20 protein-coding genes are annotated in these 20,474 nt (G+C 63.0%); 15 read left to right on the top strand and 5 right to left on the bottom strand.

The annotated features are described in order from the left end of the window. The first annotated feature begins 46 nt into the window (after positions 1–46). The 9 genes from ACFX4T_RS06240 to ACFX4T_RS06200 all read left to right on the top strand — a co-directional run bounded on the left by ACFX4T_RS06240 (position 47) and on the right by ACFX4T_RS06200 (position 8,809). A complete protein-coding gene (locus ACFX4T_RS06240; RefSeq protein ID WP_377651139.1) occupies positions 47–1,138 on the top strand; it encodes an ROK family protein in 1,092 nt (363 codons plus the stop codon). Positions 1,139–1,305: 167 nt separating this feature from the next. After that, positions 1,306–1,995, top strand: coding sequence for a haloacid dehalogenase type II (locus ACFX4T_RS06235; protein ID WP_216924611.1), 690 nt, complete (start codon positions 1,306–1,308; stop codon positions 1,993–1,995). A gap of 17 nt (positions 1,996–2,012) precedes the next feature. Then, the gene (locus ACFX4T_RS06230; protein WP_216924609.1) at positions 2,013–2,483 is read left to right on the top strand and encodes a RidA family protein; all 471 of its coding nucleotides are present in this window, start codon (positions 2,013–2,015) and stop codon (positions 2,481–2,483) included. A 40-nt stretch (positions 2,484–2,523) separates the two neighbouring features. Beyond that, positions 2,524–3,630, top strand: coding sequence for an alanine racemase (locus tag ACFX4T_RS06225; RefSeq protein WP_223947355.1), 1,107 nt, complete (start codon positions 2,524–2,526; stop codon positions 3,628–3,630). Positions 3,631–3,699: 69 nt separating this feature from the next. Beyond that, positions 3,700–4,434 (top strand): SDR family NAD(P)-dependent oxidoreductase, encoded by a 735-nt coding sequence (locus tag ACFX4T_RS06220; RefSeq protein ID WP_223947356.1) that lies wholly within the window; start codon positions 3,700–3,702, stop codon positions 4,432–4,434. A 53-nt stretch (positions 4,435–4,487) separates the two neighbouring features. After that, positions 4,488–5,894 (top strand): NAD(P)/FAD-dependent oxidoreductase, encoded by a 1,407-nt coding sequence (locus ACFX4T_RS06215; RefSeq protein WP_377651138.1) that lies wholly within the window; start codon positions 4,488–4,490, stop codon positions 5,892–5,894. 46 nt (positions 5,895–5,940) lie between these two features. Next, on the top strand, positions 5,941–6,852 hold the full coding sequence (locus ACFX4T_RS06210; protein WP_223947358.1) for an ABC transporter substrate-binding protein: 912 nt from the start codon (positions 5,941–5,943) through the stop codon (positions 6,850–6,852). A gap of 109 nt (positions 6,853–6,961) precedes the next feature. After that, positions 6,962–8,095, top strand: a complete 1,134-nt coding sequence (locus ACFX4T_RS06205) for an FAD-dependent oxidoreductase (protein ID WP_377651137.1) — start codon at positions 6,962–6,964, stop codon at positions 8,093–8,095. A gap of 36 nt (positions 8,096–8,131) precedes the next feature. Then, positions 8,132–8,809, top strand: coding sequence for a GntR family transcriptional regulator (locus ACFX4T_RS06200; RefSeq protein ID WP_216924599.1), 678 nt, complete (start codon positions 8,132–8,134; stop codon positions 8,807–8,809). Between the two features lie 34 nt (positions 8,810–8,843). Here ACFX4T_RS06200 and ACFX4T_RS06195 read toward each other — a convergent pair whose 3' ends face one another. After that, positions 8,844–9,044, bottom strand: a complete 201-nt coding sequence (locus ACFX4T_RS06195; RefSeq protein WP_223947361.1) for a hypothetical protein — start codon at positions 9,042–9,044, stop codon at positions 8,844–8,846. Positions 9,045–9,242: 198 nt separating this feature from the next. Between ACFX4T_RS06195 and ACFX4T_RS06190 the strand changes: the two genes are divergently transcribed. Genes ACFX4T_RS06190 through ACFX4T_RS06180 form a run of 3 tightly spaced genes read left to right on the top strand, consistent with a single transcriptional unit; the run spans position 9,243 to position 12,699 of the window. Further along, on the top strand, positions 9,243–11,804 hold the full coding sequence (locus tag ACFX4T_RS06190) for a CHAT domain-containing protein (RefSeq protein WP_377651136.1): 2,562 nt from the start codon (positions 9,243–9,245) through the stop codon (positions 11,802–11,804). After that, positions 11,801–12,142 carry a CU044_2847 family protein gene (locus tag ACFX4T_RS06185; RefSeq protein WP_216924593.1) on the top strand — a complete coding sequence of 114 codons (342 nt, stop codon included), beginning with the start codon at positions 11,801–11,803 and terminating at the stop codon, positions 12,140–12,142. Before ACFX4T_RS06190 ends, ACFX4T_RS06185 begins: the two co-directional genes overlap by 4 nt. A 50-nt stretch (positions 12,143–12,192) precedes the next feature. Continuing rightward, the gene (locus ACFX4T_RS06180) at positions 12,193–12,699 is read left to right on the top strand and encodes a universal stress protein (RefSeq protein WP_216924592.1); all 507 of its coding nucleotides are present in this window, start codon (positions 12,193–12,195) and stop codon (positions 12,697–12,699) included. A 271-nt stretch (positions 12,700–12,970) separates the two neighbouring features. Here the strand turns inward: ACFX4T_RS06180 and ACFX4T_RS06175 are convergent, their stop codons facing one another. The 4 genes from ACFX4T_RS06175 to ACFX4T_RS06160 are packed head-to-tail and all read right to left on the bottom strand — an operon-like array spanning position 12,971 to position 17,995. Beyond that, entirely contained in the window at positions 12,971–14,362 is a 1,392-nt protein-coding gene (locus ACFX4T_RS06175) for a GntP family permease (RefSeq protein WP_216924590.1), read from the bottom strand. Positions 14,363–14,386: 24 nt separating this feature from the next. Next, the gene (locus tag ACFX4T_RS06170) at positions 14,387–15,022 is read right to left on the bottom strand and encodes a bifunctional 4-hydroxy-2-oxoglutarate aldolase/2-dehydro-3-deoxy-phosphogluconate aldolase (protein WP_216924588.1); all 636 of its coding nucleotides are present in this window, start codon (positions 15,020–15,022) and stop codon (positions 14,387–14,389) included. After that, positions 15,019–16,677, bottom strand: coding sequence for an amidohydrolase family protein (locus ACFX4T_RS06165; RefSeq protein WP_377651135.1), 1,659 nt, complete (start codon positions 16,675–16,677; stop codon positions 15,019–15,021). The genes ACFX4T_RS06170 and ACFX4T_RS06165 overlap by 4 nt, the downstream gene beginning before the upstream one ends. A gap of 10 nt (positions 16,678–16,687) precedes the next feature. Then, a complete protein-coding gene (locus ACFX4T_RS06160; protein ID WP_377651134.1) occupies positions 16,688–17,995 on the bottom strand; it encodes an amino acid deaminase in 1,308 nt (435 codons plus the stop codon). Positions 17,996–18,119: 124 nt separating this feature from the next. Between ACFX4T_RS06160 and ACFX4T_RS06155 the strand changes: the two genes are divergently transcribed. From ACFX4T_RS06155 to ACFX4T_RS06145, 3 genes are read left to right on the top strand one after another with little or no spacing between them, the layout of a single operon-like run. After that, a complete protein-coding gene (locus ACFX4T_RS06155) occupies positions 18,120–19,184 on the top strand; it encodes a sugar kinase (RefSeq protein ID WP_377651133.1) in 1,065 nt (354 codons plus the stop codon). Further along, positions 19,144–19,950 (top strand): IclR family transcriptional regulator, encoded by an 807-nt coding sequence (locus ACFX4T_RS06150; protein ID WP_216924580.1) that lies wholly within the window; start codon positions 19,144–19,146, stop codon positions 19,948–19,950. Before ACFX4T_RS06155 ends, ACFX4T_RS06150 begins: the two co-directional genes overlap by 41 nt. Further along, on the top strand, positions 19,947–20,351 hold the full coding sequence (locus ACFX4T_RS06145) for a RidA family protein (protein WP_216924578.1): 405 nt from the start codon (positions 19,947–19,949) through the stop codon (positions 20,349–20,351). The genes ACFX4T_RS06150 and ACFX4T_RS06145 overlap by 4 nt, the downstream gene beginning before the upstream one ends. The last annotated feature ends 123 nt before the right edge of the window (positions 20,352–20,474 follow it).

Here is a 20,474-nt window from a genome sequence, read left to right as displayed (position 1 = left end):
CCGGTCACGTCCTGGCCTCGCTCTGATACCTCATTAAGGTTGTGCTATGCGTACCAACCCCACCGCACGCGACTACACCAAGGCTTCGGTTCTTGATGCTCTCCTTTCAGAGGCACCCTTGACCCGTACCAGGCTCATCGAATTGACGCGATTGAGCCAGGCCACGGTATCCCGGAAGGTGGATGAGCTTCGTTACGACGGTTTCGTCGTCGAACAGGGAGTCAATGCGGTCGCACGCCGCGGCCGGCCCTCCACCTATCTGGATGTGCCCGGTACGGCGGGGCATGTTGTGGGCATCTCGTTCGGGGCGCGGACCACATGCGTCCTGGTGACGGACCTGCGGGGCCGCGAGGTCAGGCACGTGATCGTTCCCAGCCGGGAGGGCGGCGATATGGAAGCCACTTCCGAGTGGCTGCTGGACTTGGTAGTGGACACCAGCAAGTCCGCCGAGGGGCCACTTCGCCAAATCGTCGCCGCCCTCCCTGGACGCGTCCGGACGGAAACGGCCCTTCTTCAAAAGACGATCGAAGATCGATTGAATGCTCCCCTGCTGCTGGAGAGCGATGCCAGTGCGTCGCTCCGGGGGATTCTGGAGGAAGACGCGACCATAGGAAATGCTGTTCTCTTCATGCTGAGTACGGAGCTGAGCTTCGCCAGTTGCACTGATCATGAAATCGCAAAGGGCCGAACTTCGGCTTTTGGCCACCTTGGTGAGGTTCTGTTCTCCGGTGTTGGCAACGAGACACTCGAGGGACTGTTAAGTACCAAGGGATTCGTCCAATTCGCCAGGAGACGGGGACTGGACCTGGACGACATCCAGGCGCTCTGGTCCCAACCGAAGGATGCGGCGTCCCGCGCGGAAGTGATGGAGGCATTTACGACGGCGGTGGTCGCCGCCGTCGGCGCCGTTGCCGTGACGCTTGACCCCGAATCTGTATATTTCGTGGGCCGCCTGAGTCCGCTCGTGGACGAAGTCCTTCCCGAGGCACGCAGGCGGCTGGCACAAAGCCTTCCGGTAGTCCCCGGGATCACCGTGGTGCCGCAAGTCGTCGGACTCTCGGTGGCCCAAGGGGCGGCATATGCAGGACTGGCGTTGGTCCAGTCCCGGCTGCGGGACTCCATGCTTGAAGCGCAGTAGCAACCATGTAATGAACCCGGGCTGTCCTGGATAGCTTTTTGCTTCGGGGCAACAAAACCGTTGACAATCTACAACCGAGACGAGTATTGTCGACAATCGACGGTACTTCACAAGTCGCGCTCGTCGACAATCGACGAGAGCAATCAAAATCAAAACTGGAGGAAAAGATGGCATTCGACATCAAGCCGAAGTTCGCAACATTCGACATGAACGGAACACTCATCAAGTTCGCTATCGCCGACGCGACCCGTGCGGTCCTGGGCGAACGCCTGCCGGCGGAGCTCGCCGATGAATACCTGCAGGCCACCAAGGCATACCGGATCGATGAGTGCATGGGCGATTACAAGCCCTTCCACCAAATCATCGCCAACTCCATGGAACGCGCCTCACGCAGGCTCGGCCTTGAGTACCGCGAGGCCGACGCAAGGGCGGTTTACGAAATTGTCCCCACGTGGGGTCCCTACCCAGGTGTGACCGAGGCCCTGAACCGCCTCGCCGAGGCAGTCCCCCTGGTCATCATTACCAACAGCGACACGGTGCACGCTGAGCGACTTTCGGAAAACCTCCAAGCTCCGTTTGCAACCGTCATCAGCGCCGAGCAGATGGGCATGTACAAGCCCCGGCTCGGAGCCTTTGAGTACATGTTCGACAAACTTGGCGTCACGCCCGACGAGGTTGTGCACGTCTCTGCAAGCCCGATGTACGACCACCGGTCCGCAGCCACCATGGGCATCAAGAACAAGGTGTATGTGGACCGTGGCTTCGAGCATGACGAGCACTGGCTCGGCTACGAGCGGATCACCGACATCGCCGAGCTCCCCGTACTCTTCGGCCTGCCCCGTCCCGCTGCTTCCTAAGAAAGACCCGATTACAGATGAGCGTCACTATGGCGGGCTCGGCTTTGGATCGGCTCCGGGCCCTTGGCCTGGAGCTTCCAACCCTCGCTGACAGCCCTTATTACGTGGACCACCGCGAGGTGGGTTCCAGTATCCACATCGCCGGCCAACTACCTTACAAGGACGGTGTGCTGCTGGGCCAAGGCATCGTGGGGCGGGACGTGGGGCTGGAGACAGCGCGGGAGCTGGCCCGCCATGCCGCGCTCAACTGCCTCGCCGCGGCTGTGCAGGCGGTGGGAGACCTGGACCGGGTCCGGATCGTGCAGATGCTGGTGTTCGTGGCCAGTACACCGGATTTCGGTCTGCAATCTCGGGTCGCCAACGCGGCCAGCGAATTGCTCATCGAGGTGTTGGGGGAGAACGGACGGCACGCCCGCACCGCAATCGGCGTCGCCGGGCTGCCGGCCAACACTCCTGTAGAGATCCAGATGATCTGCACAGCCGCTTAGCCGCGGACATGTTGGCGGCAAAATTCATGAGGAGAACAGCGTGAACCGTATCCAAGGAGCACTCAACGCTCTGGTCGAGCGGGTCGACACCCCGGCGCCGATCGTGCTGGCAGACGTTATGCAGGACAACATCGATCGCATGCAGGGCTTCGCCGACCGGCAGGGACTCAATGTCAGACCGCATGTAAAAACGCACAAATGCGTCGAAATCGGCCGTCGACAGGTCAAGGCTGGAGCTGTGGGAATCACGGCCGGCAATGTTGGTGAGGCCGAAGTCTTCGCCGCAGCGGGCTTCGACGATATCTTCATCGCCTACCCAATCTGGCCTTCGGGGACGAAAGGCCTGCGCATCCGCAAACTTGCCGTAACCACGCGGCTACGAGTCGGCGTCGACAATTTCGCGGCGATCGATGCCCTCGCTGATGCGATGGGATCTGAGGCCGAACGGCTGCAGGTTGTCATCGAGGTGGACTGCGGTGCGCGCCGTTCCGGCGCACCACCAGAGTTCGCCGGCGAACTCGCCGCGGCCGCCCGCCGGCGGGGGCTGGTGCCGGTGGGTGTCTTCACCTATCCAGGTCATGGAAGCGCCAGCCCGGACTCCCGCCAGCGAGCCGCGATGGACCAGGAAGCCGCCCTCACCACAGCGGTGCGGAGCTTCAGCGCGGCGGGCATCAGCGCAGACGTCGTCAGCGCGGGCTCAACACCCACCGTTGAGTACTCCACGAGCAACGTGATCACCGAAATCAGGCCAGGCGAATACGTGTTCAATGACTTGAACAACGCGCGGCTCGGGGCATGCACGGAAGATCAGATTGCCCTGTTCGTCGCCGGCACGGTGGTCAGCGACTGGGTTCCCGATCAGGTCATTCTCGATGTGGGCACCAAAGCTCTCAGCCGGGAGGGCAACCCACAGATCGGCTATGGCGCCGTCCCCGGCACGTCGGCGGTTCTGTCCAAGCTCAACGAATACCACGGGTTCCTTCCCCTCCCGGCCGGCGATTTCCAGCCGGGCGTTGGCACGGTGCTCCCGATCGTGCCGAATCACGTCTGCCCGGTGGTGGTCAATTTCGAGGAGTACATCGTCACTGACAGCACGGGAACATCGCTGGAACGGTGGCGGGTGGATGCCCGCGGATTCCTCAGCTGATTCGTGGGGGCCGTACCCGCCGACCCCCAGCCCGCAACCAAGCAACTTACCGTAGAAGGACTGACCACCATGAGACTTGATAAGACCACTGCTGTCATAACCGGCGCCAGCAGCGGAATCGGGGAAGCAGTGAGTTCCCACTTCCGCCGCGAAGGCGCCCGGCTGCTGCTCACCGGGCGCAGGGAGCAGCTCGATAGCGCCCAAACTGACGACGTGTACGTCCCCGGAGATCTAAATGACGAGGCATTCGTCGAAAGCCTCGCCCGTCAGGCTGCCGAAGCGTTCGGCACCGTGGACGTCGTCGTCCTTAACCATGGCCTGCAGGTAAGCGGCCCGCTGACGGAGATGGCGTATGAAGATGCCAAAAACGTGCTCCACAGCAACCTCCTCAGCGCTTTCCTGATGATGAAGCATTTTGCACCGTTGATGCCTGCTACGGGCGGCTCGTTCGTCTTGGTCGGTTCACGGCTGGGCATGGTTGGCAAGCCCGATGAAGTCCTTTACTCCGCGGCCAAGGGCGGCCTCATCATGCTCGCCAAAGGAGCCGCAATCGAGTGGGCCTCACGCAACATCCGCGTCAACGTCGTCGCACCAGGTCTGACCGTCACCCCGGTCATAGAGGCATCGTTCCAGCGCCGGCCCGATCCCCAGGCGTACCGGGCAGAACGCGAGGGCCAGATCCCACTCCGGCGCCTGGCAACTCCCGAAGAAATTGCCGACGCCATACTTTTCATGGCGTCCCCGGAATCGTCCTACATCACAGGCGCCGTACTGCCCGTCGACGGCGGCTACACCGCTTTCTAAACAGCACACCGCCTTCCACTGGCTCACCAAACTCCCCACAAAGTAGGACAAAGATGAAAGCCCTCACAGCAACACCCCGAAACGGAGACCTCGGCTTCTGGATGGCCGGACTCGCGGAAAACCGGCCAACGTACCCGCGTTTCGCAGGCGAAGGGACCGTGGACCTGGCAATCATTGGCGGTGGGTACACAGGCCTCTGGGCTGCCTACTTCGCCAAGAAGCTCGAGCCCTCACTGTCGGTGGCGGTTTTTGAGGCAGAACAGATCGGCTACGGAGCCTCCGGGCGAAACGGCGGCTGGCTGTCCGCCATGGTTCCCGGCAACCGGGCAACATTTGCCCGCGTATCCGAAGGCGGGCTGGACGCAAGCAGGGCCTTCCAGCAGGAGTTCATTGCCGGCGTCGACTCTGTCCTTGGCATTCTCCAGGCCGAGGGCATCGATGCGGACCAGCACAAGGGCGGCGCGCTGGTCGCCGCCCATACCAAGGCGGGGCTGGGAAGACTGGTCACCAGGCGTGACGCCGACCTGAAGTATGGCGTGACTGAACACGAGGTCCATCTGCTGGACCGGGACGAGTTCCAAAGCCGCGTCAACATCTCCACCGTCCACGGAGGGCTCTTCTACAAGCACTGTGCCCGGATCCAGCCGGCCAAACTTGTCCACGGCCTCGCGGACACCCTGACGGCCATGGGGGTGAACATCTACGAACGCAGCCGGGTAGGCAGCATCGATGGCTCCACCCTCGCACTCGACCATGGGCGGGTGACCGCAAGCAAGACCTTCATCTGCACCGAAGGGTATTCGGGACAGCTGCTTGGCAAACGAACGCTGATACCGATCAACTCCTCGATGATTGTCACCAAACCGCTCTCTGACGACGCATGGCAACAGATTGGATGGAACGGGCTGGAGTGCCTCAATGACTCCGCGCACACGTTCATCTACTCCCAACGCACAGCTGATGGCCGCATCGCCATTGGTGGTCGGGGACGGCCCTACCGCTACGGCTCCGGCACCGGAGGCGCCGGCGCTACTGCCCAGTCAACGATCGATCTGATCTCTACCAAACTCCGTTCCTTCTTCCCTGGGATCCAGTTCGAAGTGGACCACGCCTGGTCCGGAGTCCTGGGCGTCACCCGTGACTGGAACGGGGGCGTCAATTGGGACCAGGCATCCGGAATCGGATCGTCCACCGGCTATGCCGGACACGGTGTTACAGCCGCGTACGTGGGCGGGCGAACGCTCGCGGAACTGGCCTTCGAACGGGAAACGGAACGGACCACGCTCCCCTGGGTTGGCTACCGTGCACGGAAATGGGAACCGGAACCCATTCGCTGGTTGGGTGTTCACGGCATGTACCGGCTTTTCGGTCTTGCTGATCAATGGGAAGAGCGCAAGGATTCAACCAAGACGTCCCTCCTGGCCAGATTCGGCAGCAGGCTCGCCGGACTGCACGAATAGGGCACCATGCAAAAACCTTCATTTGAATCGCCCGCGGAGGTACACCATGAAGACCAAAAACAAGATCCAGGCTGTAGCCGCTGGGTTTGCAATGCTGCTGGCCCTCACCGGCTGTGGCGGGACAACAAGCACCGCCCCAACAGATCCGAAAACGGCCGACATCTCCGAGGGCGTCCAGCCTGACGAAAAGGCCGTGAGCCTGTTGCCAGCTTCCTACAAGGACAAGGGCGAACTGACAGTCGCGATGGACCTGCACTACCCGCCGACGACGTTCCTCGCTGAAGACAACTCGACGCCGATCGGCCTGAACCCGGACATCGCCCGCCTCGTGGCAAAGAAGCTCGGCCTGAAGCTGAAGTTCGAAAACACCGTCTTCGACACGATCATTCCTGGCATTGACGGGGGCCGCTACGACTTTACGGTCACCACCATGGCACCGACGCCGGAGCGGCTGAAGGTCCTGGACATGATCGATTACTTCAAGGCCGGCAACTCAGTGGCCGTGGCCGCGGGTAATCCTTTGAAGCTCACCAACGAAACCCTGTGCGGCAAGAACATTGCCGTCACAGCCGGCTCCACAGGTCAACTCAAGCGCCTCCCTGCCCTTTCGGAGCAGACCTGCACCTCCAAGGGACAGCCCGCGATCAATGCCGTGACCCTGCCCAACGTCCAGGAGGCCCTGACACAGTTGGCGTCCAAGCGGGTCGACGGCATCCTCTATGACACAACCTCCCTCGCCTGGGCCGAGAAGCAGCAGCCCAAATCGTTCACCATCCTGACTCCGCAGGTCAACGTTGGCTCCAGCGACCTCACCGCTATCGGCCTGAAGAAGGGCTCTCCCCTGACCCCCGCTCTCCAGGCCGCCACCCAGTCCGTCCTGAACAGCCCGGAGTACAAGAAGTCCCTCTCGAATTGGGGCCTCGAATCCGGTGCCATCACCGATGCCAAGCTCAACTAGGAGACGTTCTCCCCTCATGCAAACCCTTAACCACAGAAGCATGGGCTTTGTCCGCGAAACAGCCGACAGCCTGCTGTTCATGAATGCAGATTCCGAGGTGCTCTGAGCCATGGACGGAAAACTGGCCGTCATCGGCCTGGGCAGCATCGGAAGCATGGCACTCTGGCAGGCCTCGCGTCTTTCCGAATCCGTGGTCGGTTTCGAAGCACACACCCCGGCCCATGGACGCAGCGCCGTAGGCGGGGACACCCGGCTGTTCCGCATGATCTACCGCGGCAGCCCCGCGCAATATCCCATCCTGGAGCGCTCACGGGATCTCTGGGCGGAACTCGAGGCAGAAACGGGACAGGACATCCTCACCCGCTGTGGCGGACTCTCCATGGGCACCACCGATGGGCCATACCTCCGCAGCATTCTGGAGACTGCCCGGATCAATGGGGCTGCCCACCAGATCCTGAGCCGTGAGGAAATGGCCGAACGTTACCCTCAACACAACCTCCGTGCTGACGACTCCGCGGTGTTCGACCCCAACGCCGGTGTCCTGCGGACTGACCGGGCAGTAACGGCAGCCGTTGCCGCTGCACAAGCGAACGGGGCAACAGTCCTTGGCAACACTCCTGTTACCAGCATCCGGGAAACCAACGACGGCGTTGTCCTCACCTCCGGAGACACCTCCTGGACCTTCGAGAACGTCATCGTCGCCTCAGGGGGTTGGTCCCGGCGTCTCATGCCTGATTACCTGAAGCCACACACCGAAACGCGCAGGGTTTTCCTGAGCTGGTTCGTTGCCCGCGACGCAGCGCAGTTCACCCCGGAGAAGTTCCCCACATTCAACCGGATGTACGAGGACCGCTCCATGTACGGGGCACCCGCCGTGGACGGCGTTACAGTCAAAGCCACCCTGGACGGCCGGGGCACCGTGACAACGGACCCCGATGCTTTCCCCAGGGAACTCTCAGCAGCCGAAATTGCCGACACTTTGGGAACCGTCACCGAATTCCTGCCCGGCCTGGTTCCCAGCATCGTCCGCTCGGACGCCTTCCCGGATCTCTACACCGAGGACCGCAATCCGCTGTTGGGCTGGTTCGGCGAGTCCAGCAGGATCTACTGCGCCACAGGCTTCTCCGGAGGCGGGTTCAAAAATGCCACTGGCTTTGGTCACATCGCCGCGTACGAGGCGCTCGGCAAACAGTCGCTCGACGGGCTGGAATTCGTTCGCCCCGAACGGTTCAGGACGAGCTAGCCCGGTATAATCGACAATCGACAAGGGAGGCGGAACATGGACCGCAAGTTCACATGGCAGGAACAGCGGATGACGACGCCGGATGGTGTCTACCGCGTACTCCGCACCGCCATCCTTAACGGAACTGTGCCTCCCGGGGAACAACTGCGCGAGACACATATCGCCGCCGACCTCGGTATCAGCCGATCCCCGCTACGTGAGGCGCTGACAAAGCTCGAGGAAGAAGGGCTAGTGGTAAAGGTCCCTTTCCGGGGATCCTTCGTCGTAGAAGTCAGCGCCCGTGACGTCGCAGAAATCGCGTCGGTCCGGGTACTCGTCGAGCCCTATGCTGCTGAGCTCTCAGCCCCCACCCTGCGGGGTCCCGAGCGGCTCCGGCTCAAGCAGACCATCGAGGAACTGTACCGGGCCACTGACACCAATGACATCCCAGCCAGCATTGACGCCCACCTTCGTTTCCACAGGCTCTTCTACGAATTTTCGGGGAACACCGCCCTGCACAACATGTGGAACGGGTGGGAGAACAAGTTGCGTCTCTACCTGGCGGTCGATCACCGTACCTATAGCGACCTGCACGAGATCGCTGTTGAGCACGAGAAATTGGCTGAGCTAGCTCTGGCCGGAGACTTCGATGCCTTCCGCCAGGAAATGGTCAGTCAATTCCAGAATGCTCTCCACGAAGAACCTTTACAGCAGAAAAGCCCACAGCAGACGTAAATCGGCTTTCCGCGAGGCTGGCTCGGGCCCTGCCTTAGTCCACGAACTCCGACTGCGTCTCAATGAAGTCCCAATCCTGCACCGTCAGCACTCCACTGACTTTGTCTGGATGAGGGCCCCCAGCCTCGGCAATGTGCTGCAGGACCTGTAACGGAAGTTCCTCGGCACGCAGGTTTTCGCGTAGCCACTCCTTGCTGTCCATGTGCAAGTCCAGCCACCACATGAAGATTTCCATCGCAGACCACCTCTCCTCGGATTAACCGTAGGCCGGGGCCGGGTCGTCTACAAGGGCTGCCCCTCTGCAGATGTGGCTCCACGAGCGCAGGGCTATCAGGGTCTTGTGGGGAGCCGGGCTGAGGGCCAATCTGTACGTAGGGATATCCGGCGTGCTCTTGACCCAGAGTCCGGATGTCCCTCGCACAAGGGATCCGCGATGGACTGTGACATCGAGCTGGAGATCGATACCGGCTCTGCGCGCGGCGAATACACGGTGCACGTGGTCCGTGCTCCGGCGGGAGGCCACGCTTCAGGGATGTTCACCTTGGACGTTGACGGCATCCTGGACCGGCTGCCCCAACTTGAAGCGACCGTTCTTGCCTCCGCGGTGGCGGCCCGCCGCACCATGCCCGTGGCCGAGATGGCAGTCCGCGAAGTTGGCCAGCAGTTGTTCCAGGCCTTGTTCACCCGCGAGGTCTACGGCACGTACCGGGCCAGCCTGGGCGCGGCCCAACACGCAGGCCAGCAACTGCGGGTGGTCTTGCGGCTTGCCGCCCCGGAATTGGCTACCATGCCGTGGGAGACCCTCTTCGACCGCGAAACCGAGACGTACCTCTGCCAAACAGAACCCCTGTTGCGGCACATCCCTGCCCCCGACTACAACCAGAACCCGCTGGACGTGTCTCCTCCCCTGCGCATCCTCGGCATTGTTGCCTCACCTCGGGACCTCCCCACGCTGGACGTCGACGCCGAAAAGGACCACCTAAGTAGGGCGCTAGCGGGACCCGTTGCCGAGGGACGCGTGGAACTTGTCTGGTCCAGGAGCGGAACCTGGGATGACGTGCAATCCATGTTGCTTGCCGGTCCTTGGCACGTAGTCCACTTTGTGGGCCACGGCGACTACGATTCCCGCACAGACGAAGGCAGGATCGCCCTCGTCGGGCCAGACGGCAGGGCGGCAATGGTCCGCGCCGTGCGGCTCATGGCATTGCTGAGTGTTGCCGCTCCACGTCCGCGGCTGGTTGTGCTGAACTCGTGTTCCTCCGGGGAGATGAGCCAATCCGACCTCTTCTCCGGCACCGCGTCCTCCCTGGTCAGGAGCGGGATTGGCGCTGTCGCCGCAATGCAATTCGCCATCAGTGACTCCGCTGCCATCGCCTTCGCCCACGGCTTCTACGCCGCGATCGCCAACGGTCGAACGGTGGACGAGGCAGCACGTGTCGGCCGGATCTCGGTCATGGCCAGCCCGGACGGCACACTCGAATGGGTCACCCCCGCCCTCTACGTCCGGGGCGGCTCCACTCAACTCTTTACGCTGCGCGGCACGCCACGAGCAGCGGCTTCGGAAGCACGTTCGACGTCGGCGCCCACCTCGAGCGGGCAAGCCGGCCAAGCCGCTGTCCAGACGCCGGCGCCCACCCCCGGCTGGCAAGCGTCAGTCCCGCTGCAGGCCCCGGCAAGCTCCGGCACAGGGAGCTCCGGTACGAAAGACGACGCTACCGCGAAGTCGGCACAAACCAACGCCGACCAGGCCATGAAGCGAGCCCAATTGCGTGCTCTTTATGTCCAGGCGTCCGCGGAGTTAAGGGCACGGCGTTTCGAGCAAGCCGTTGAATTGTTCGATGACCTCCTGACGTTGGAGCCCGGCTACCGCGACGCCACGGCGCTAAGGGAGAGCGCACAGCACCGGCTGGACATGTCCCGCACATACCGTGAGGCACTCGCCGCTGAAGAGGCCGGAGATTGGCTGGCAGCGGCGGACGGCTTTGCCCTGGTTCAGGAAGATCGGGAGTTCCCCGAGGCAGCAAGCCGCCGTCAGGACTGCGAGCGCCGTCAACGTATCTCCGACCTCCAGGGCGAACTCCGCTACCACTCGTCTCTGGGCTCATGGGGAGCCGTGGTTGATGTTTCAGCCGAACTTGCGACGCTAGACCCGAACGCGGCCGACCCAGACGGACTTGCGAGCGCTGCAAGGGCTGAGATCGAGAAGGCGAAACAACCAGAACCGGAGCCTGCAAAGCAGCCTTCCCCCGACAGGGAGCCACAGGGCTCGTCCACCACAGCGGACCTGCATCCGGAGCCCCGGCGGGCAACGGCAACCCCCGCAGCGCAGAGACCGGCAGCCACCCAGGTTCCTGCGTCGGGCACTCCATCCGCGAAACCGCCGCAACCAGCACTTGCCTGGACACCGCTCGCGTGGGGTGGCGCCGCGCTGGCACTGGCGGGGCTGCTGGGCACGTTCATTGTGGTGTTCTTCATGTGGTTCGACGAGAACTATTGGCAGGACAACGGCGGTGACATCGTGCTCCGGATCCTGTACGGCCTGCTGGCACCCCTCGGTTATCTGCTGCTTATGGTCGCCGGGCTGCCGGAGCGGACCCTACAAGCGCGTCTTGCGATGACCGGCGTCGTGCTTTCCGCCGCGATCTTTGGGCTCGCGGGCTTGAACTACACGGTGGAAGTGACCGCCGTCGTAGCCAGTTTTATCCTTGCCGCCTTCGGACTTTGGGCGGGCATCCTGGCTCTGAAGGACCCGGCGAGGCGAACGTTTGCGTGGCTCCTCCTGCTGCCCACGGTGTTGCAACCGATCATCTGGATCCAAGGGAAAGGCGTGTTCATGGAGAGCTGGTACATGTCGCAGGCGCTGCCGTTGCTGCTGCATCTGATGCTTCTTTGCGCGGTGGGCGTGGTGTTCGTCGTGATGGCACGGCGGCTCCGCACCGTCCCTGCAGCGGGACCTGAAGCGGGGCCTGCTGCTAACGCGGGAACCTCGCCATGAGCCGGCTGGTTGAGTTCACCACCGACGACGGCGGCACTGTGGTTGTGGAGGTCGCGAGCACAGCCGGGAGTATCGTGACCCGGGGTGGCGATCACGCAGGGGATTATTCCGGCGTCTTCGCGAGGGCCCAGCAGACTTTCCAGCGGGCCTTGGAGCATGTCCGGCCCGCAGTCCAGGGCGTGATCGATGAGCTGTTGAGCCTTGAGAACCGGCCCGACGAGGTCAGCGTGGAATTCGGCATAGACCTGCATGCCGAGGCCGGGGCTTTCATTGCATCGGCCAGCACTGCGTCCAACTTCAAGGTGCGGCTGACCTGGAACAAACCGAGCGAGCCCTGAAGGGCGCCAAACAGCCTGTTCAAGGACACCTCGCGGCGCAACAATAGGGTATGGCTGCGGAGAATTTCAGCGGACGGATTCCTTTGGTTGTCGGCGTCTTGCCCGACCAGCATGTGGAGGTGCTGCAAACGGCCCGGACGCTGGCGGAGCAACTCGGGGTGCCCCTGGTTTGCGCGTACGTGGACGAGGCCAGCTACCTCGTGGAATGGGACCCGGCGCGCGAGACACACCGGATGTCGCTTCATCCGGAGAAGGATGACGAGGATGTCGCAGCTGTTCGAAGTGATCTGGGCAAGCTCATTGGCGACGCCATGGATGGTGGCTCGGCGGATTGGACTCTGCGGTTGCTGGCTGGAGATCCCGCGCGCGCCTTGGGCCGACTCGCCGAGGACATCCATGCCTCGATGATCATTGTCGGCACGCCGGAGCCTGGCCTAGGACATCGCATTTCCGAGGCTTTGAACGGCTCCGTGGCGGCGTGGCTGAGCCACCACCAACGCCGGCCCGTGCTGATCGTGCCGCAGAAAAAGCCGCAGGAAGCTGCCCGTAAAAACTAAAGCGAAAGTACTTATTCGAGGTGGTGGCAATGCCGTCCCGCCCAACGTAGAGTGATTACTGCAGGACGGCGAAAGCACCTGCTCAAAGACCGCTCCGGAGTGCGTATCCCCCAATAACGCACTCCGGAGCTCTTTGTTTAACCGGCGCTGGACTCCGCAGCACTGTAGCTTCCCGACCCTCTTTGGCACGCAAACAGTCCCGACACGCCGTCTCTCTCGGCATGTCGGGACCGCTTTGCTTTCAAAGTAAGTCGTGAAGCTACACCCTCAGCTACCGCACGAACGTGTACAGCAGCGCCGCCATTGCGAAGCCCACGATGGACAACACCGTTTCCAGAACGGTCCACGTCTTCAGGGTGTCCTTGACGGACATGTTGAAGTACTTGGAGATGATCCAGAAGCCGCCGTCGTTGACGTGGCTGGCAATGATGGAGCCGGAGGAGATGGCCACCACGATCAGGGCGAGCTGCGGCTGGGAGTAACCGGTCGCAAGGCTCGGGGCCAGGATGCCACCGGTGGTTACGATCGCCACGGTGGCCGAGCCCTGGGCAATGCGCATACCCGCACTGATCACGAAGGCGGAGAGGATGATCGGCAGGCCGGCCTGGGCCAGCGAGTCCGCCACGGCCTTTCCTACACCGGTAGCCGAGAGAACCGCGCCGAAGAAGGCACCGGCGCCAACAACCAGCAGGATCATGCCCACGGGACGAAGCGATGAACCCGTGATTTCGCTGAGCTCGGCGGAGGTCATGCCGCGTCGGATACCCAGGAGCCACATGGCCAGCAGCACGGCGACCGTCAGCGCGATGGCCGGGTTGCCGAAGAACTGGAGCACATCCCGGAAAACACCGGGAGGAGCGAAGATGTTGCCGAACGTGCCGCCGAGGATGAGGATCATGGGCAGGCCGATGGCCAACAGCACCAGTCCGATGGACGGCTCGTGGCCGCGGGCTTCCTCGGCCTCGGGAACGATCCGGTCCTCGGGCACGGAAACCATCACCCGCTTGCCGATCCACGTGCCCCACAAAATACCGGAAGCGAACCAGGCCGGGATACCGCAGATGAGGCCCATGAGAATGATCCAGCCAAGGTCAACATGGAACAGGCCGGCGGCAGCAACGGGCCCGGGGTGCGGTGGCAGGAAGGCGTGCGTCACGGAGAGGCCGGCAAGCAACGGAAGTGCGTACAGTGCCAGCGACTTGCCACCGCGAATTGCAGCGACGTAAACCAGCGGCGCCAGGACGAAGATGCCGATATCGAAGAACACGGGAATACCCAGCACAAAACCGGTGATGCCCATGGCGAGCGGGGTGCCCTTTTCTCCGAAGATCTTCACGAGCCGGCCGAGCAGCACTTCCGCGCCACCAGACCGTTCGAGGATCGCACCGAGCACTGTACCGAGGCCGATGATCACGGTGATGTGGCCAAGGATTCCAGCGAAGCCCTTCTCAATCAGGGCGTCACTGCTCTTGGTGGCCGAACCGACCAACGCTTCCACTGAGACCCCACCCACCAAGGCCACGATCACGCCGGTTCCCACCAGGGCGATGAAGGGTTCGAGCTTGACCTTGATGATCAGGAACAGCAGGAGGGCGATGCCCGCGCCTGCCAGGAGGAGCAGGCCGGCGGTGTCGTGCCGCAGCCATTCGAGAAATTCATTCATGGGGGGTTTCTTTCTGGGTGAGTCCTACTTGAGGGTGCCGGTAAACGCGGCGGCACGGGCCGCGATGTCTGCCCAGTTGCCTGCAGCGACTGCTGCGGGCGGGACCACGCTGGTGCCGCAGCAGACTGCGGCAGCACCGGCGTCGAGGTAGCTCTTGGCGTTGGAAGCGTCGATGCCTCCCGAAGGCAAAAAGCGAATGCCCGGGTAGGGGCCCTGCAGGTCCTTCAGATACGCCGGCCCAAGCTGGCGGGCAGGGAAAATCTTGACGACGCCGGACCCAAGGTCAAGCGCCTGCGCCACTTCGGTGGGTGTCATGGCGCCAAGGCTGAAGGGAATGCCGGCGGCCACAGCCACTGCTGCAACCTCGGGCCGGATGCCCGGCGTGACCAGGAACTTTGCCCCGGCGTCGATGGCTGCGCGGGCTTGGTCTGCGGTCAGGACCGTACCGATTCCGACGGCGGCGCCGTGGTCCGCGGCGGTCTCGGCTGCACGCTGTACGTGCTTGAGCGCATCAGGCGTGGTGAACGTCAGTTCGACGCTGCGGATGCCGCCGTCGGCCAGTGCCCGGCAGAGATCCGCGGCGTCCGTAATGGAGGGAGCGCGGACCACGGCAAGGGTGCGGTCGGCCTCAAGCTGCTGGATGAATTGTTCGGGGGTCATGACTTTCCTTCTCGGGTGAGTCCGTCTGGCTGTCGGCGCAGGGCACGGCCGGCGCGGGCACCGGTGGGCCGGCCGCCGTCGATCGCTGCTGCGCCGTTGACGAAGACGTAATAAATGCCGCTGGCGGCTTGGCGGGGATTCTCAAAAGTGGCTTCGTCGCGAATGGTCTCCGGGTCGAACAGCACGACGTCGGCCGCATAGCCTTCGCGGACCAGTCCCCTTTTGTGGAGCTTGAGTCGTGCGGCCGGACGCCCACTCAGGTGATGGACCGTTTCCTCAAGGCTGAGCAATCCGAGATCGCGGGAGTAGTGGCCGAGGTAGCGCGGGAATGTTCCCCAGGCCCGGGGGTGTGGCTTGGCGCCAACCAGGAGGCCGTCGCTGCCGCCGGTGTGCGTGCGGTGTTTCATGATGGCCTGGACGTTTTCCTCGTGTCCCACGTGCTGCAGGATTCCGGTGCCGAGGCGGTCTTCGACGAGGATGCGGACGAAGACATCGAACGGCTCCTCGTTGGTCTCGGCGGCGATGTCCTTGATGGTCCTGCCCACGTAGGCCGCGAGCGCCGGGTTCTGGACGCCGCTGATTTCCAGGGTGTCCCACTCGGCAACCACTCCGTGGCAGCCGTCCGAACCATAGATCTCCACGGCCTCTCTGATACGTGCGCGGGGTTCGGGGTCTTGGAGGCGGGCAAGCGTCGCTTCCGTGCCTCCGGACGATGCCCAGCTGGGGAGGATCGCGGAGAGCGTGGTGGCTCCGGGGAGGTAGGGGTAGGTGTCCAGGGTGATGTCCACGCCGTTATCAAGCGCGTTATCGATGAGCTCCAGGAGTTCGCCTGCACGGCCCTTGTTCTCCGCGAAGTTCATGGTGGCATGGGACAAATGAAGGGCGCAGCCTGTGTCCCGGCTCAGGCCAATCATCTCCGCATAGGCATCCAATGCGCCCTTGCCGTAAGAACGGTGGTGCGGTGCATAGAAGCCACCCAGCTCGCCGACAGTACTGCAGAGGCCAGCGAGTTCTTCGGTCTGCGCGTACATGCCCGGCGTGTAGGTCAGGCCGGAGGACATTCCAACGGCGCCCTCCTCCATCGCGGAGCGGATCACGTCTTGCATCTGCTGCTGTTGCTGCGGGGTGGGATCACCTTCTGCGAAGCCCATCACCATAGCCCGGACAGTGCCTTGCGGAACGAGGTACGCAGCGTTGGTGGCGATGCGGCCTGTAGTGCCGTCGGCATCGGTGACTTCGGTATCCAGGCGGTCCAGGTACTCCCCCACGGTCCGCCAATTCCAGTCGAAGTCCGCTGGGTTATCGTTCCAACCAGCGATCTTCTCCCGCACACCGGCGAGCGTGGCATCATCCACTGGTGCGTAAGAGAGGCCGTCCTGGCCCAACAGTTCCGTGGTAACGCCCTGGCTGAGCTTGGCGTAATGCTCCCTATTAACGAGCAGTTGCAAGTCCGAATGCGCGTGCATGTCAATGAAGCCGGGGCTCAGGACCAGGCCGGAGGCATCGATGACGCGGTCCGCGCCCGTTTCCGCGGCGGTGAGGGAACCGGCGTCGACGACGGCGGCAATCACGGCACCGTCCAGCAGGACGTCCGCGGGGCGGCGGTCCGCTCCGGTTCCATCCACCAGGGTGGCGTTGCTGATAAGGGTCTTCATGGCAGGGGTCCTAGAAGAAGGTGTGGATGAGGTCGACGACGGTCTGGTCGCCTGCGCTTTCGGCAAGGACCGGGATGACGGTCCACTTGTCGAAGGCTGTGCAGGGATGGGAGAGGCCCAGCCGGATCACATCGCCGGGTTGGACACTGGTGGTTTCGGGGTCGAAGGTCATGAAGGAGTGCTGATCGTTGACCGACGTGATTTCGGCTCCCTGCAGTGGTTCCATCGCGCCGCCAAGGACAGGACCGATGAGCTGCGGTTCCGGCAGTCCTTCATCGAACGGGAGGTCGCGCTTGCCGGCGTCGAGGATGGCCAGTCCCGGTTCCGTTTGTGAGACCACCCTCGCCCAACCGTGCATTGCCGCGCGGAACGGCTGGTTGCCTTGGCGGGAGAAGGGCGAGATTCCGCGGTAGAAGCCGTCGTCGTGGATGATGTAGGCGCCGCTGCGGATCATGAGGTCCACGCTCGGATCCCCCATTTCGGCGCCAGTGCTGATGCAGGGCGACAGGAGAGAGACGACGTCGTCGAAGTACGCGCTGCCACCCGCCGTGATGATCACCGAACCGGATCCGTACAGCCCGGCGGCGAGCAATTCCTCATGGAGAAGCCGCATCTGCGCGAGGTAGCCGCGGACGGCACCCAGTCCGGCGTCGTCGGCTGTGTGCGCGAGCGAGCCTTCATAGCCGCTGACACCTACCAGCCGCAGATTCGGTGAGGCAGCAACCGCACGGGCCACCTCCATGGCGGCATCAACACCCCGGGCTCCGGTCCGGCCTCCATGGGCGCCGAGCTCCACGAGCACATCCAGCACGGCGTCGCTCCCGGCGAGCACGCGGTTGATGACCTCCACGGTTCCCACAGAGTCCACCCAGGACAGGATCGGCGCATCGGCAGTTGACGCTCCGGCAACCCATTGGATGGCGTGCGGGTCCGTCAGGCTGTTCGCGAGCTGAAGGTTCCGGACCCCGAACTCGCGGGCTACCCGAAGCTGAGCGAAGTTCGCCAACGTGATGCCCCAGGCTCCGCGGTTGAGCTGCTCGGTCCAGAGCTGGGGGGACATGGTGGTCTTGCCGTGCGGCGCCAACAACACGCCGTGTTCCTTGCACCAATCGGCCAGGTGGTCAGCGTTGGCCTGGAGGGCCGCGCTATCAAGCGTGAGCAGTGGCGTCTGCAGATCGGCCAGAGTGTGATTGGCCGCGAGGAATTGGGCATGCGTACTCCCGTTGGCGGTGGCCGGGATGGCCTTGTGCCGCCAATCGAGCTGGCGCTCTGCAAGGCCGGCCACGGCGTGCGCCGAGATGGCTTCGGAAGTGTTCACGGTTTCATTCCCTTCGCGGGGCTGCGTTTTTGAAGCTGCGGTGTGGGGCTGTTCAGTATGAGATTCTCATTTGCGTTGCGTATTTTGCAACGCTGGTTGCAAACCTGCTGGTGATATGTCTAACATGGTGGCGGATCGAGAGTCAAGGCCGCTGAGAAGCGCACGAACTAATGGGAGAACGATGCTTTCAGCTGTATGCGTTGGCGAAACAATGGCCATGCTTACCCCTGTCCAGGCCGTTCCCCTTCACCTCGCCACCGAACTCCACTGCGGGATTGGTGGCGCTGAGTCCAATGTCGCCATGGGACTTGCGGCCATGGGCCTGGACACTCACTGGGTCAGCCGCGTGGGCCACGACGGCTTCGGCACGCGCATCCTTGACGAGCTTCAAGCGCACGGGGTGGGAGTCTCCGGCGTCGAAGTTGATCCCGAGCGGCCCACGGGCCTCTACGTGAAGGTCCCCGCCCAGGAATCAGACCCCGACGGCGGCAGTTCAGTTTTGTACTATCGGCAAGGTTCTGCGGCGTCGGCCATGGGACGCCCCTTGCTTTCCAATCCCGCTGTTTCATCACTGCTGGAAAACGCGGCCCTCATCCACCTGAGTGGGATCACCGCTGCCTTGTCTCCGGACTGCCTGTCTCTCTTGGAAGCCCTGCTGGCCGAACCGCGGAATGGGCACATCGTCAGCTTCGACGTCAATTGGCGGGAGGCCCTGTGGGCAGGCCAGGATCGTTCGATCCTGCAGCGCTTGGCGAACCTGGCCGACGTCGTGCTTGTTGGTAAAGACGAAGCCGAGCACGCCTTCGGCACCACCGATGAGGCCGAACTTCGCCGCCTGATGCCGGACCCCCAAGTGCTGGTCATCAAGAACGAGGCGATCAGCGCCATTTCTTTGGATCGGAGTGGCACCCGGGAAGAGGTGCCCGCACTGTCCGTCGCCGTCGTCGAGCCTGTTGGCGCGGGTGACTCGTTCGCCGCCGGTTACCTCAGCGGAATGCTGTTTGGGCTTGGCCAGAAGGCGAGCCTGCGCCGCGGCCACGTTGCGGCCGCCTGCACCTTGACCGTCCACGGCGATCGTGGTCCGCTGCCTTCCGCGGGGGAACTGGCAGCCATTCTCGATTCTTCGGATGACGACTGGGCTGCTATCCATGTTGAAGAGGGACATTTCAACACCAGAACCGGAGCGTGACATTTTGAGTCAGAGCCTCATGCGAGCTATCGACCTGCTCGGCGAACTCGCTGCAAAGCCAGCAACCTTGGACGAGCTCGCGTCCAAGGCTGCCGTACACAAGACCACCGTGATGCGGCTCCTCCACGCCATGGAGGAGAAACGCTTCGTGGTCCGGGACGAAGACCAGCGGTTCATGCTCGGTTCCAAACTGTTCGAACTGTCCTCGCTGGCCTTGGAACAGCGGGATATCCGCAAGGTAGCGCACCCGCACCTCGCCGAGTTGAACGGTCGGACCGGGCACACCGTTCACTTGGCCGCGTTTGAAGGGAACGAGGTGGTGTACATCGATAAGTTCGAGTCGCACCACCCCGTCCGTATGTACTCGCGCATCGGCCTCACTGCATCGCTGCATTCGGCCGCTGTGTCCAAGGTCCTCCTCGCCGACATGCCGCGCAGCCGGCAGGAAAAAATCGCGGCGGGGCTGGACTACGTCAAAGTTACCGAGAACACCCTGACCTCACCGGAAGCCCTGCTGGCCGAACTGGAGCAGGTCAGGATCCAAGGCTGGGCCCACGACAACGCTGAGCACGAGGCATTCGTGCACTGCATCGCGGCCCCCATCCGTGATGCCAGCGGCGCCGTTGTTGCCGCAGCCTCTTGTTCGGTACCGGTAGTGATGCTCAGCTATGAAGGCTTGCTGGAGCTGCTGCCCGATCTCAAAGCCAGCACCGAGGCCATCTCGAATGACCTCGGCTGGATCAGCCACGAAAGGAACTCAGCATGAGTGAAAAGAACGTAGTACTGACCGAAAACGCCCCCGCCCCGGCGCACGTATTCTCCCAGGGCATCAAAAAGGGCGGGATGTTCCAGGTTTCCGGCCAGGGCCCCATGGATCCCGCCACCAACCAGTACATCGGCGAGGGCGACGTCCGCGTCCAGACACGTCGCACACTGGAGAACGTGAAGGCCATCCTCGAAGCGGGCGGGTCCTCCGTTGAAGACGTCATCATGTTCCGCGTCTACCTCACCACCCGCGATGACTTCGCCGCCATGAACGAGGTTTACGGCGAATTCATCCGCGAGAACGTGCCCAGCGGTTTGCTGCCGAGCCGCACCACCGTGTTTGTGGATCTCCCGCACGAGGTCATGCTGGTGGAGATCGACGCCTTGGCCGTGACTGCTTAGTAGCGCCACTCGCATTCGTTTGCGCCACGCTAACGGGCTGGCGACACCCACATCCGGGTGTCGCCAGCCCGTTTCTGTGTCCCCAGTGAATGTGCGCGTCGTCAGCGCTCCCCGCGCTCCGCC

Origin of the sequence: Paenarthrobacter sp. YIM B13468 (genome assembly GCF_042788025.1) — a bacterium.
In the GTDB taxonomy this organism is placed as follows: Bacteria; Actinomycetota; Actinomycetes; order Actinomycetales; family Micrococcaceae; genus Arthrobacter; species Arthrobacter aromaticivorans.
Note: the sequence above shows the minus strand (reverse complement) of the source record. Positions and strands in the feature narration are given on the sequence as shown.